Annotated in this window: 12 protein-coding genes; 4 read left to right on the plus strand and 8 right to left on the minus strand. The window is 39.9% G+C overall.

Annotated elements, in window-relative coordinates; translation table 11 throughout:
• Window positions 1-208: 208 nt before the first annotated feature.
• Window positions 209-1081 carry a 5'-3' exonuclease gene (locus tag AYJ08_RS01435; RefSeq protein ID WP_082890831.1) on the plus strand — a complete coding sequence of 291 codons (873 nt, stop codon included), beginning with the start codon at window positions 209-211 and terminating at the stop codon, window positions 1079-1081.
• Between the two features lie 103 nt (window positions 1082-1184).
• Here AYJ08_RS01435 and AYJ08_RS01440 read toward each other — a convergent pair whose 3' ends face one another.
• Window positions 1185-2912, minus strand: coding sequence for a VWA domain-containing protein (locus AYJ08_RS01440; protein ID WP_064016300.1), 1728 nt, complete (start codon window positions 2910-2912; stop codon window positions 1185-1187).
• 15 nt (window positions 2913-2927) lie between these two features.
• The gene (locus AYJ08_RS01445) at window positions 2928-4232 is read right to left on the minus strand and encodes an AAA family ATPase (RefSeq protein WP_064016301.1); all 1305 of its coding nucleotides are present in this window, start codon (window positions 4230-4232) and stop codon (window positions 2928-2930) included.
• 141 nt (window positions 4233-4373) lie between these two features.
• Here AYJ08_RS01445 and AYJ08_RS01450 point away from each other — a divergent pair, with 141 nt between their 5' ends.
• Entirely contained in the window at window positions 4374-4577 is a 204-nt protein-coding gene (locus AYJ08_RS01450; protein ID WP_003342165.1) for a hypothetical protein, read from the plus strand.
• A 181-nt stretch (window positions 4578-4758) separates the two neighbouring features.
• On the opposite strand, the gene AYJ08_RS01455 is transcribed toward AYJ08_RS01450, so the two are convergent.
• The 6 genes from AYJ08_RS01455 to AYJ08_RS01475 form a co-directional block, all read right to left on the minus strand.
• On the minus strand, window positions 4759-6234 hold the full coding sequence (locus AYJ08_RS01455; protein WP_064016302.1) for a protein adenylyltransferase SelO: 1476 nt from the start codon (window positions 6232-6234) through the stop codon (window positions 4759-4761).
• A 289-nt stretch (window positions 6235-6523) separates the two neighbouring features.
• Window positions 6524-6862: a DUF3147 family protein gene (locus AYJ08_RS01460; RefSeq protein ID WP_064016303.1), complete on the minus strand. Its 339-nt coding sequence runs from the start codon at window positions 6860-6862 to the stop codon at window positions 6524-6526.
• Complete coding sequence (locus tag AYJ08_RS01465) at window positions 6846-7271, minus strand: MarR family winged helix-turn-helix transcriptional regulator (RefSeq protein WP_064016304.1); 426 nt, start codon at window positions 7269-7271, stop codon at window positions 6846-6848. Before AYJ08_RS01465 ends, AYJ08_RS01460 begins: the two co-directional genes overlap by 17 nt.
• 304 nt (window positions 7272-7575) lie before the next feature.
• Window positions 7576-8982 carry a thioether cross-link-forming SCIFF peptide maturase gene (scfB, locus tag AYJ08_RS01470; protein ID WP_064016305.1) on the minus strand — a complete coding sequence of 469 codons (1407 nt, stop codon included), beginning with the start codon at window positions 8980-8982 and terminating at the stop codon, window positions 7576-7578.
• A gap of 77 nt (window positions 8983-9059) precedes the next feature.
• On the minus strand, window positions 9060-9209 hold the full coding sequence (gene scfA / locus AYJ08_RS22700) for a six-cysteine ranthipeptide SCIFF (protein ID WP_003346275.1): 150 nt from the start codon (window positions 9207-9209) through the stop codon (window positions 9060-9062).
• Between the two features lie 576 nt (window positions 9210-9785).
• On the minus strand, window positions 9786-10400 hold the full coding sequence (locus AYJ08_RS01475; RefSeq protein WP_031414814.1) for a hypothetical protein: 615 nt from the start codon (window positions 10398-10400) through the stop codon (window positions 9786-9788).
• 679 nt (window positions 10401-11079) lie between these two features.
• On the opposite strand from AYJ08_RS01475, the gene AYJ08_RS24225 reads away from it, so the two are divergent.
• Together AYJ08_RS24225 and AYJ08_RS01485 are read left to right on the plus strand one after the other, a co-directional pair.
• A complete protein-coding gene (locus AYJ08_RS24225) occupies window positions 11080-11640 on the plus strand; it encodes a hypothetical protein (RefSeq protein WP_231928966.1) in 561 nt (186 codons plus the stop codon).
• Window positions 11641-11652: 12 nt separating this feature from the next.
• Window positions 11653-12207 (plus strand): hypothetical protein, encoded by a 555-nt coding sequence (locus AYJ08_RS01485; protein WP_064016306.1) that lies wholly within the window; start codon window positions 11653-11655, stop codon window positions 12205-12207.
• Window positions 12208-12746 lie beyond the last annotated feature (539 nt).

The raw sequence follows: 12746 nt of genomic DNA on the forward strand, positions 1-12746 counted from the left end.
TCAACCGACCCAATTCTGATAGGCTCAATGCTGATGGCTACGCTATTTCTTTGTTGTTTTTGGAGGTGTATCTATATGATGTATCATTTCATTTTTTTCATTCCTGATTTTTTTTACTATTTTCTAGAAATCAGTCAATCCCCGCCTTTCATGCTATAATAGCGGAACAGAGAAAGTTTGGCGTTTATAATGGGAGGAGTTATTTGCTTTGAAGAATAAAATTTTACTATTGGATGGCATGAGCTTTCTTTTCCGTGCATTTTATGCCTCCTCATGGACAGGCAGTATTCGTCAAACCAAAAGCGGCTTGTACACGAATGCTGTCTATGGTTTTACCAAAATGATGCTTGATTATGCAGACCTCATTCAACCAACTCATTTGATCGTTGCTTGGGATGTCGCTTCACGCGAGTCCTTATTGCGTAGTCAGTGGTACGATGGTTATAAATCGAATCGAGTCGAACCACCTGCTGAGTTAATTCCTCAGTTCTCGCTGGTGAAGGAGGTTACCCAGGCTTTTTCTATACCTAATGTAGGCTTGTCAGGTTATGAAGGGGACGATATCTTAGGTACGTTATCCAAACGATTTGCTGAAGAAGGTCACGAAGTAATCATATGCTCGGGTGACTATGACAACCTGCAGCTTGTCTGTGACCAGGTACATGTTAAAATTTTAAAAAACGGTGGGAAACATGAGCATTACTGCCCGCAGTCTTTACTCGAACAAAAAGGTATTACGTCTGCTCAGGTTATTGATGTAAAAGCCCTGCAAGGAGATACCTCTGATTGTATCCCCGGTTGTCCTGGCATTGGTGAAAAAACAGCAGTGAAATTAATAACAGAGCATGGTTCCCTAGATAATCTGTATGCTAATTTAGACTCGCTAACACCTAAAATGCGAGTCAAATTAACAGAGAATAAAGACCAGGTATATCTAAGTCAAAAATTAGCAACCATTCTATCTGATGCTCCTGTGGAGTTGATGTTAGAGGAAGCAAGCTGGGAATATGATCCAGTATTGGTTTTAGAAAAAATGAATGAATTAGAATTTAGTAAAACAATGCTTGCGCGGATTGGATAAGAAGAGAACAAGCCAAAAAGAGCTGCGGAACCTAATCGGTCTGCAGCTCTTTTCGATATATAGTTTTTCATTTTGGGCATACTAATGAAACATTAGCACTCCGCTATTGAGCAAATACATCGAGAAAGAGTCCGCTGTTCTGTGGGTCATTGCTTTCCCATGAAGTAGCAAAACGTACCCGATGCGAAATGCCAATCAGGTCATAGGTCTGAACGAGATGCTGTCGTGCCGTTCCCATAATTAATGAATGCAACTTAACCTGCTTATTCACAGCCACCTTGCCCAATAATTGACGCACCGGCGAAGATATTTCTCCAATACCATCAGTAATCATAACAAAATCAGCAGCTTCGAACTTGGGATTCTCATGCAATATTTGTATGCCCCGCTTTATTGGTTCATCGAAATTAGTGCCTCCACCAAAAGCCTGCTGAGCTAGCTCATAAAACCCCATCCAATCCGGCTTTTTATAATACAAGGGTCGTTCAATAACCTCGCCCTTTGTACCAAATAGCATGAGCATAAAATCACGTTTTTCCAATAAAGAGATAGCTGCAAAGGTCATTACAAAAATTTGGGCTAACCGAAGTTTTGCACCTCGCATAGAATGAGAACTGTCCAACATGCAAATTACAGGTCCGCTAGGAGGCTCATCACGCCATCCTATCGTATCGTATGTTAGTAATTTTTGTTCCAACGCCTTAACCATAAAATAGGTTTCTAAATCAGGATCAGCAAGTAACAACGCTTCACTCGCCAATAAATGAGACAAATCTCCACTCTGTCTTAAATCATCATATTCTTCCGGCATACGTCGTTCTTTACGCTTTTTTTTACGCATAGAAAATTGGTGAACATTACGTCCCACTTCCTGCAAAAAGTGTAGTAGGTCTGGATGCTTGGAAAGCTTCTCCACCCATTTTAAATACTTTTCATATGTTTCCCTTCTTAGTTTCCCAAGATCACTTCCCCATCGTCGATTCGAGAAGCGTTGACTCGCCTCTACCAAGGCAAACAAATATGAGGTATCCTGCTCTTCTGTCTGTAATGACTTCTTTAAAGATTGCTGTAACCAGTCACCCAATTCCTGTTCTAGGCGCTGGATTGCCGACTTTTCTTGCTTTATGAGACGCTCTACCTGCTTTTGTCTCTGCATCAATTCTGCTTCCAGCTTTTTCACCTTCTGCAACAGCTTGGGACGCTTTATATAATTCGTTTTCATCTCTTCTTGCAACTCTATGATTCGACTGCGCAGTAACTGCACCTCTTCTTCTGCCAGCGGACGAGCAGATTGAGATTCTTCCTTATCCTCTACCATTTGCTTCCCCTGCTGTAAGGTGTAGCCTACCAACCGTAATTGCTCCTGCTGTTTTTGAGTCAATCGTTCTAGTAGCTGATCCGTTTGCTCAGGATCACTCGATTGCAGCTCAGCATTTTGCCCTTGCTGTGATTGATCTGAAACACCGAGTATCTTGTCCATTTTTTTACGCCGCTGCACCTCTTCCTCAAAGCTAGAGACTAGCCACATAAGTGCCTTACTCGCCGTTTTAAAGGAGGCGCTCTCGCTAGCTATGGTTCTTGGATGAATGCTTTGGTAAAAATGCTGACGCAACAAAGAACGAATCATCCAACGATGAAATGAAGCAGCATCACTAGCTTCATTTACCTCTGGCTGCTTCAAATAAAAAGCTAAGAAGAAATCAAACAACAGTGCCTCGCTAAACCATGGCGATTTACGCATCGTTTCCTCGACCCATTCCTTGGCAATACGAGAAGAACGAAAATAAGCATCAAACACATAGCGATCTACACGCTGGTGTCGTACAAACATATCCCGTCACCACCATTACAAGGTATAGTCGTACTCGACTCCAGGAAGCTCTCGGTCAAACAGCGTACGATACAAGCCCTGTAGGATTTGCAAATGTCGTTCACCCTCCAGACGCAGGTGCGCGAACTTCACCGTATAAGACTCCACATGTAATAGCATAAAATTTTTCTCCAAAAGATAACCAGGCAAGTCCGCCTCCTGCTTAAGCCAGTCCGTCAGCTTTTGCTGAAGACGACGTCCTGTTTCTTCCAGTTCTATCCGGCACTGCTCCAGCATTCTTTTTGCTTGCTCTGAAGCTTCCTTGGTCATTTTGGAGCCAATTTCCTTTTTAAATTGGAAAGCATGAAGCTCTTCCTCTTTTTCCATCCATTTGCTTGAAATCTGTTCGTAATAGCGCAAGGGAAGCTCCTTCTCTAGCTCTACCTTCAAGGATTCCATAAATCTCTCTTGGTACAGCTCATTCAGTGCTGGTAAATCCTCAGGTACATCCCAAAGCATATGTGGAGTAAACACCGTATCCCAGAGAGAAACCTCATCCCTTCCATTCAATACAGCGGAGGTTTGCCATACTAGGGCAATTTTACGCAAACGACGATCAGATATAACGAACTCTTTATCTTCCATCTGCTGCTTTAATCTGTATAAGAAGTAAACAAGTGATTCCGGTATATGCACCTTAGAAGCCGCTTCTTGTACATCTTTTACTTCGTACATGTTAAATAAGGTAGGAAGAGGTTCAAAATCAAGCTGAAACATCTTCTCGTAACTGGACGCAAGCTTCAAATAGCCAACCTCATATCGAATAAGAAACCGATCATATAACGCCGCTAATTGCTCCTGATCGTCAGGCAGCTCGTTAGAGGCCGCCATCACAAACAATAATGGTACTTCCTCCTTCTCTTGACCATTAAAGAAGACGCGTTCATTCAAAATAGACAGTAAGGCGTTTAAGATAGCGCTGTTTGCCTTAAAAATTTCATCCAGAAATGCAAATTGTGCCGTAGGTAAGTATCCTTTTGTTTTGCGCACATATTGATCCTGCTTTAATTGCTGTATGGAGATGGGACCGAATAATTCATCAGGTGTGCTAAAGCGTGTTAATAAATATTCAAACCAATGATTGGTACCAAATAATTGTGAGAAAGCACGAGCTAGCTGTGATTTTGCAGTTCCTGGCGGGCCTACTAACAGAGCATTCTCACCGCTCATGACCGCTAAAAACAACAGACGAATCAATTCCTCCCGCTCTAAAAAACGCTCTTCCAATTGCTTAATAGCGCTTTGTATACCACGTTGCATAGCTTTCGTATTTGGCTTCATACATCTGCTGCTCCTCTCTGAAACAAATCTGCTTCCATGATGACATATGGAAGAAAAAAAAGAAAGTTGAGCACTGATTAAAACCGCTGGTATTAAGGTGACAATAAGGATACAACACATAAATTGGAAGGTGAATGTAACATGCCCCACGTGCATTTAAGCGAAGAAGAATATCAGGTCATGATGGATCGAATTTACAAAATTATTTCTCGTACGGAAGAATTGGATCACGTGACCCATCATCTTATCTTTGAAGTATGGAGAATTCTCCATTTCGGAAAAGTGGACAGCCGTTCTCCCATGCAAGCATTACCAAAAGCTGAGTCCAAAAGCAATTCGTATTAACACAAAAAAGCTCGGTACTCCAAAAGGAAGCACGAGCTTTTTTTCATGAAATGAATTCATTAATCCTGGCTATCTGATTGCTTGCTTCAGCAAAGCTTCAATATAATAAAAAGGTGCTTGGTAAGCCAAGACTGTACAAACAATGGATGTAGCCATCTCATCATCAAACGGCTCTATACAATCAGGTCCCGCAATAGGTTCGGTAAGGAATAGCTGACTGCGGAGGGAGTGTACAGAATTCAGTCTGTTCGATAGAGTGAGCGTAAGGATTTGAAAGAGCAACAAGAAGCCGCTCCATCAGGCTGTAATCTCCTTGTTGTACTGCGCTTTCTAAAGCTTCTTCTACCCGATGATTCCTTGGAATTAGCGCAGGATTGCTGTTTTGCATCAATTGATACGAGGTTGATTTCGATTCCTGCTGCCTGCCTCGGCGAGCCTGCCACATTTCATGCCACTGGGCAAACTCTGAAGTTCCAGACAGAACCGTATCCTCTAGCCTACCAAATGTTAATGCAAGGAAGGTATTGGTATAGTCCGCACGATACTTCTGCATCATAGTGAGGAGATCTTCAATAAGGGATTCATCCTGTTTCTCCTCATTACAGATTCCTAGCTTTGCTCTCATTCCCGCAATCCAATTACTGCGATATAACTCAGTAAAATCTGAAATGGCATCCTTGGCCAGTTTGACCGCCTGCTCATGATCGTCATGGAGCAGAGGCAAGAGTGTTTCAGCGAATCGCGCGAGATTCCATGCAGCAATACGCGGCTGATTGCCATAGGCATAACGCCCTTGAATGTCTATGGAACTAAATACTGTTGCCGGATCATAGGCATCCATGAAAGCGCAAGGACCATAATCAATGGTTTCTCCACTAATGGCCATGTTGTCGGTATTCATCACCCCGTGAATAAAGCCTACTAGTTGCCACTTAGCAATCAGTGAGGCCTGACGATTGATGACTTCCTTGAGTAATGAAAGATAGAGATTCTCACCAGCTTCAGCTTCTGGAAAATGTCTTTGCAATGTATAATCCGCTAAGATTCGTAGATCATCAATCGTGCCCCATTTTGAAACGTATTCAAAGGTGCCGACACGAATATGACTGTCAGCCACTCGTGTTAGAATTGCACCAGGCAAGTCAGCTTCACGAATGACTGTCTCACCGGTTGTCACCACCGCTAGACTGCGGGTAGTAGGAATACCAAGGGCATGCATTGCTTCGCTGATGATATATTCACGTAGCATCGGTCCAAGTGCCGCTCGACCATCGCCCCGACGAGAGTATTGCGTTTTTCCTGAACCCTTTAGTTGTATATCAAAGCGTTTACCTAGAGGAGTGATCTGCTCTCCAAGCAGCAGAGCCCGTCCATCTCCTAACATCGTAAAATGCCCGAATTGATGCCCCGCATAAGCTTGAGCAATGGGAAAAGCACCTTCGGGAATTCGATTGCCAGCAAGCACTTCTACTCCATCTTCGCTTTGAAGTGCCTCCATGTTTAACCCAAGTGCTTCTGCCAACTTTTTATTGAGAATAATCAGCTCTGGTGAGCGTACAGGGTTTAAGTTGAGACTTGAAAAAAATGATTTTGGCAAACGTGCATAACTGTTGTCAAAGTTCCATCCTGCTTCTTGCATTGCTTTTCCCTGCGTCATCGGATCTCCATTTCCCCTTTTCTTATTTATGTTGTTGTCTCCTTAATTTTCCTTCACATCAAAATCATTGATATTCTATATGTCCCTTTGGCTATCTCTATCCAATCCCTTTTAGTGTCTACTTTTGCCAATTAATTATACCCTTTCCACACTTTCTCATCTATTTTCGTTTTTTTGAAAACAAGTAAATTCCTATTATACTAGGCAGATAGGCAATCAACTTTATGAAAAATAAAAAAGAGAGCTACTCCTGCCCTACTTCAAACCATCATTCTTCAACCTATCCGCATTATACAAATTGCTTTACAATTAAGTCTTGAGCATATAAAAATATCCCCCATCCTACCACACCTAAACCTAACGCAGCAAAAAGATGCAGAGAATGATGCAGAGATATTCCTACAATCACCAGCATAACCACTGTTGCAGGAAGCCCCCACACCACTCCTAAAGCAAATCTACTTAATGTTTCCATATGCTCACCCTGCACATAAAGCCAAAAAATGCTCAAAATACTAACGATAGGTAAAGCTGCAATGATTCCACCCTGAGTAGGAAATCTGCGCGAGACCTCAGTGATTATTCCAATAATAATTGCCGACACGATAATTTTACTTAGTGTGTACATCTTCTGCCCTCTCCTTTATTAAAGTAAAGGCGTCTAAAACGAATTGCCTCTCTTCAGCAGTCATTTTTTCAAAAAGAAGGTGTTCAAGCTTTTCTTCATCGAGACTGGAATGACGGTGCAAAACCTCATTTCCCGCGTCAGTAAGTTTAAGAATTACTTTTCGCTCATCAATTTGACTGCGAGTTTTAAAGACATACTCTTTTTCTAATAGGCGCTTGATGTGTTCTGAGGCTGTATTATGCGACACCTGAATAGCTTGAGCAATGTCTTTGATCCCAACTTCACTCTCCTTTTGAATCACCTGCAAAATCCTAATACTCTGGTGAGTAATCTTTTCATTATGGTTATAGCGTAATTGATAGTATATGTCGGTCCATAGTTGGTTCAATTTTACAATTTCTTTTGTCATCTAGCTCTCCTTTATATCGTACATCAAGAATATATCTTATAATACGATACAGATTCATACAATGCAACTTGCAAGAACTACTCTTGTGACGTGGCAAGTAGCTTTTTACCCTTCCTATCCCTAAATATAGAACACTGTTCCTCATTTGCATAAGAAAAATTCCCCACCTTTTCCTGTGCCATTTCATATTTTATCCCTTAGTTACCACCTCAATATTGATGTATATAAAAAAGAGTTCCATATTACTATAGGAACTCTTCTCTACTGAAAACACATGGGCTATTTATTTTTAAAACAATACACATTAGTGATCCCAGTCCACGATTTGCTCCTCCATAGCGCTGATCGATTCGGCTACCTTAACCATCATGGAACATTCAATTCTCTTCCGGAAGATATCACAACTGAAGTCGTAGGTTCCATTGAGGGAGCCCGTCACATGAAGCGCATTAGCAGGACAACCACCACTACAGTACAGTTTTGCCCAGCAGTCCTGACATTCCGGCTTCGAATAGCAGTTGCTTTCTTTAAACTTGTATTGCAACTCTGGTTTGGTAAGCCCATCCCAAATGTTCCCGATACAATAATTCTCATCCCCTACAAATTGGTGGCAAGGGAAAAGATCACCCCATGGAGTGACAGCAAGGTATTCGGTTCCTGAACCACAGCCAGCAATTCTTTTCTGAATACAAGGGCCTTCTGAGAGATCAAGCATATAATGGTAGAAGGTAAACCCATTGCCCTTTTCCTTACGTTGAAGCATTTCCTTCGCGAGAATTTCATACTGGTTATAAATCTCTGGGAGGTCATTCTCGGTTAGCGCATAGGGCTCTCTTGGATCACAGATAACAGGCTCCATCGAGAGTTTGTCAAATCCAAGGTCTGCAATATGAAAAATGTCATTGGTAAAATCGAGATTGTTGTGGGTGTAGGTTCCACGTACATAGTATTCTTTGTCTCCACGCTTCTTGACAAAATCCTGGAACTTCCGAACAATAAAATCGTAGCTTCCCTCTCCAGTGACTGTTTTGCGAAGTCGATCATGAACCTCTTTTCTGCCATCAAGACTTAATACAACATTATACATTTCTTGATTTAAGAAATCGGTAACCTCATCGTTAAGTAACATACCATTCGTAGTAAAGGTGAACCGAAAAGTCTTTTTGTACTCTTTTTCTTTACTTCTTGCGTAAGCGACAATCTGCTTGACAACCTTCCAAGCCATAAGCGGTTCTCCGCCAAAGAAATCGATATCGAGATTTCGGTGGTGACCCGAGTTTTCCAATAGGTAATCGATAGCTCTTTGCCCAACCTCATAGCTCATGATTGCTCTGTCTCCGTGGTATTTCCCCTGACTAGCAAAGCAATATTCGCATGACAGATTACAGGTATGCGCAACATTGAAGCATAGAGCCTTTACATAGGTCTGACGATTTCTCAGATCAATAGAGAGGTCCTTAAATTCATCCTCAGTAAAGAGTTGCCCATCTTTTTTTAGCTCCTCAACATCTGCTAAGGTTTCACGGATATCCAGCTCAGAAATGGCACAATCATGTGCATACTTTTCCAGCATCATTGCCACTATTTTTTCTGTAGAAGTATTTTCGTAAAGTGCGATGATTTCATAAGCGAGGTCATCGACAACATGCACCGATCCACTGTAGGTGTCAAGCACAATGTTGTATCCGTTTAGTTTATATTGATGAATCATACTTGATAATCAAGCTCCTTTTACCCATAAAAATTGCCGCCCATCCGCAAAGCAGTTGGGCGGTACATTTCAATTACCTATCTGTTCAATTTGTTTTCACATTGCTGATTGGCAATTCCACAGGAAGTTTTGCAAGCAGACTGACAGGATGTCTGGCATGCGCCACATCCACCAAACTTTGCGGTATCCTGCAATTTACGCGTGCTCAATGTTACAATTCTTTTCATGATGTACAACCCCTTTTAGCTATTTTGAAGCAATGAGAATCAATATCGTGAATTTTTTCACATTATTACCTAGATAATTTTAACAACGCCTCAGGTTGACGTCAATTATAGCTAATGTCTTATCTGTGAAACTTCACTTGATTTCGCTTATATAAATGTATCATCTATCCATAAAAACCAATTCACGGAAGAATATCATCTTTTTTTTCGTAAAATGCTCGCTGTGGTGACGATACACCTGCAACTTGCACTGCTGTAGGATCAAGATACAATACAGCTTTGTAGCGGTAGCTGATCAACAGATTGGTGAAGGCTTGCATATGGAGGATCAACATCAAAGGGGAATTTCATTTTATCGGTAAATGACTATAGGGCTTCATCGAACTTCGTGCTTGCGAAGTGATTAGAGACGTTACGGCCTGACAGCACAGCGATGAAAGTACGCTTGAATCCAAAACGTTTATTAAGGCTTGTATTTTCAACCGTTTTTCTTTAGAAAAAATGTAAAACCCTTGCCGCCATACCTCGTTACCTGTTCATTTTACCAACTGGGGGAGTCAGCTCCCCCGCTGCGTTCTACTTCAATACATCTACTACAAATTTTGACCAGCTTTCTAATCTTCCATATATATCCGGCTGTAACAACTCCTCGATGGTTGTCCACTTGCCTTCCAACTGATCAATTTCTCTTACATTCACAGTCGCATCTTCATCTAAATCAAGTGTTACAAGAAGTCCAATATGTACTTTACCTACTTCTTCTAAGTCATCATTGATAAAGCCAATCGTGTTAAACTCTCGATCTGCTGCTTGAATGTCCAGCTCTTCCTCTAGCTCTCTAAGTAAATTAATCTCTAAAACTTCCTCGAAGCTGCTGGTATTTTCGTCATTCATGTGACCTCCCGTACCTAATGACAGCTTGTCATGCAGACGTGCTTCTCCCCCGCCTGATAGACGTTTGTACATGAACAGCTCATTGCCCTTGCGAATCACTACATATGGAATTGGTTGCTTAAAGCCCGGATCTTCCTCAGCATCTCCGCGTCTCATAACAGAATAATGAGATGAAATATTACTCATTAGCCTCGTGATTCTGTCAGGTTCCTTTTCAATTCCTTGGAAAGCCAACCGCTCATTATCAAATAGTTCCGTTCGTTTTACCACTAAAATTTGTTCATCCATTTTACCCATTGTTAATGCTCCCTTACGTAATATCAATTTTCCTCATCACAAATCGGTTTATACCCTCGCCTTACCATGCCCATTTCCTATCAAGGAGAATAAGTTATTAGAAATTGCTCTTGTTTTAATCCATATGCAAATCGAGATTATTGCATACTCTTCACAATAAGGATCAGATGCTAGATTCATTCATGTCTTTCTAGCGTTATTCCTAATAAATTACTTTGTATCATGAGCAAGCCAAATTTGCTAATAGAAGTCTTTAGTATACAGTAAATTTGTTAACAGATGTTTGTTTAGCAAATCGTAGGAAAATTGCTTCAATTACGCTTCGTATCTACAGCTACATTTTGAAAGAATTTCTGATCTAGTTCCTCCTTCTAACTTTTTGTTTGCTTTTTTCTTTATGTAATCCCTCTCCTCATCTTAAACAGAGAATTCATGCAAATAGAAGTCAATGCGAAAAAATAATTGATAGTGCTAGGTAAATATACTTGATAAAAGCAATTAGAAACAGCAGGATAAATCTAACACTTCCATCTAAAAAGCTAAAATACAAGATTAAAGAATAAATTAATCTCTTGTTCTTGCCTATCGTATTACATAAAGTTTGATATATATTAGAATAATGTGTATTTTATGATTACCTATCTATTGGACTATAAGTAAATATAAAAGAGGGATGTACATGTTACGAAAAATTAGAAGCCAAGAACTAGAACAAGAAACGCTAGAATTAGATGATCATATCCCGTTCAATGCTTACTGGAAAACTCCCTTTGCATTTCCTATTCAATACTGGAGAACTGGAGATTTAAAAGAATCTTTTATAGAGATTGGGATTAATTCAGAATCAGGTGAATTACTCTCCATTACATTACTATTACTACCTTCTGTATTTAATGGGTCTCCCACTTTCTTAGATGGTCAGAAAGCTATTGATCAATCTGGCATCCCAGTCTTTGATATGTCTGCTTGGGAAGATATCAAATATATTGAACAGTTTCTTGTTAACTTATGGGGGCCAAGCAACAAACCAAGAAGTTATTTCAACAAAGAATGGTTAAACAAACAGATGGCAGATGCCGTTCAGTTTGCTTTTGATGATGCTGTTAAAAAGGGGAAAACGTGCGATGGTAAACATGTCGTCGAATATTTAGGTGAAAAAATCACTATTTATATCGGCGAAGGTTTTCCTAGTACTGCTTATGGTCCACATAGATACACATTAAAAGATTTTGATTATTAGGAAGGAGTTAATATGTTTATTATTAATTATCAGCTTGCTTTGTCTGAATCAGAACTTGCCTCCCTTACGTATGAAGAGTTTTTAGAAGACTACGGTGATGATTTCTTAGGGTTGATACTCTTTTCTTTTAATGAGCAGGAATATGGATATTATTGTGAAGATGCTACGGTCCATGAATTCAACTTATTCCGAGAATGGATTATCCTTTGGTTTCGACTGTTAAATGATGCTGTTTTATTATTAAAAAAGGAGGGTTATGCTGCTATTAAAACCATAGAGGAACCTGATAACTGGATCGTGTTCAAAAATAGTAATGAAAATGTATTGATTGATTTCGTACTGGCAACAGATAGGATTCCTAATGTAGTCGTGTCTGCTGTTCCTCTTTGTGGCATCTATGATGCTGGATGGGAAAATGAGATTATAAATAAAGCACAATTTCTTTCTGAAATTAAAACAAAAACAGGCGATTTCATTCAAAAGATAGAAAGATTGAATAGCAATCTTGCAAAATCAAGTGTAAACTTTCAAAAACTTAAAGAAACATACCTTCTAGCACACTTTTAGTTTTAAAAAACGAATATATATTATAGTCGCTTCTGATTGTAGTACTTGATTATTCTTGTTGTACAAGTGTAATAAAAAAAGATCGTTCTACCTTAACTAGCTTTTCTCAGTAAGGGGAAGTGCGACCTTTTTATACTTTTATGGACTCATCAATTGCTGTATAGCAAATACAACAGGTACAGGCTAATTTTCTGAAGCTTGACATATAAATAATCGATTCCTACTTATGCAGGAATAAATGCTGGTTAAGGCCCGGATAAATTCGGTAGTATTTAATGCCTATTGATTATCTGTGATCGCCTTATTTTAACAAAATCAACTTCTGGAGTTGGTGAAGATGGAGTAATGAAAACAATTTTTCCCAAAAGAAAGGTTCAATAGATTAGATAAATCCAGATAACTTATAAAAAATAGGAAAAGTCAAGGAGCTGATTAAATATTGACCAATTACATAAATATATTGAAACCTATATAGATACAGTTACTGATAGCATTTTCATAAGCCCTTTTGAGTTTCATTACGGGTTTCATGTAAGAAG

This window comes from Brevibacillus sp. SKDU10, from assembly GCF_001645205.1.
GTDB lineage: Bacteria > Bacillota > Bacilli > Brevibacillales > Brevibacillaceae > Brevibacillus_B > Brevibacillus_B halotolerans.

Coding starts and splice junctions, on each gene's coding strand:
- AYJ08_RS01440 (WP_064016300.1), bottom strand. CDS start 2,912: ATGTTTGTACGACACCAGCGTGTAGATCGCTATGTGTTTGATGCTTAT.
- AYJ08_RS01445 (WP_064016301.1), bottom strand. CDS start 4,232: ATGAAGCCAAATACGAAAGCTATGCAACGTGGTATACAAAGCGCTATT.
- AYJ08_RS01450 (WP_003342165.1), top strand. CDS start 4,374: ATGCCCCACGTGCATTTAAGCGAAGAAGAATATCAGGTCATGATGGAT.
- AYJ08_RS01455 (WP_064016302.1), bottom strand. CDS start 6,234: ATGACGCAGGGAAAAGCAATGCAAGAAGCAGGATGGAACTTTGACAAC.
- AYJ08_RS01460 (WP_064016303.1), bottom strand. CDS start 6,862: ATGTACACACTAAGTAAAATTATCGTGTCGGCAATTATTATTGGAATA.
- AYJ08_RS01465 (WP_064016304.1), bottom strand. CDS start 7,271: ATGACAAAAGAAATTGTAAAATTGAACCAACTATGGACCGACATATAC.
- scfB (WP_064016305.1), bottom strand. CDS start 8,982: ATGATTCATCAATATAAACTAAACGGATACAACATTGTGCTTGACACC.
- scfA (WP_003346275.1), bottom strand. CDS start 9,209: ATGAAAAGAATTGTAACATTGAGCACGCGTAAATTGCAGGATACCGCA.
- AYJ08_RS01475 (WP_031414814.1), bottom strand. CDS start 10,400: ATGGGTAAAATGGATGAACAAATTTTAGTGGTAAAACGAACGGAACTA.
- AYJ08_RS24225 (WP_231928966.1), top strand. CDS start 11,080: ATGTTACGAAAAATTAGAAGCCAAGAACTAGAACAAGAAACGCTAGAA.
- AYJ08_RS01485 (WP_064016306.1), top strand. CDS start 11,653: ATGTTTATTATTAATTATCAGCTTGCTTTGTCTGAATCAGAACTTGCC.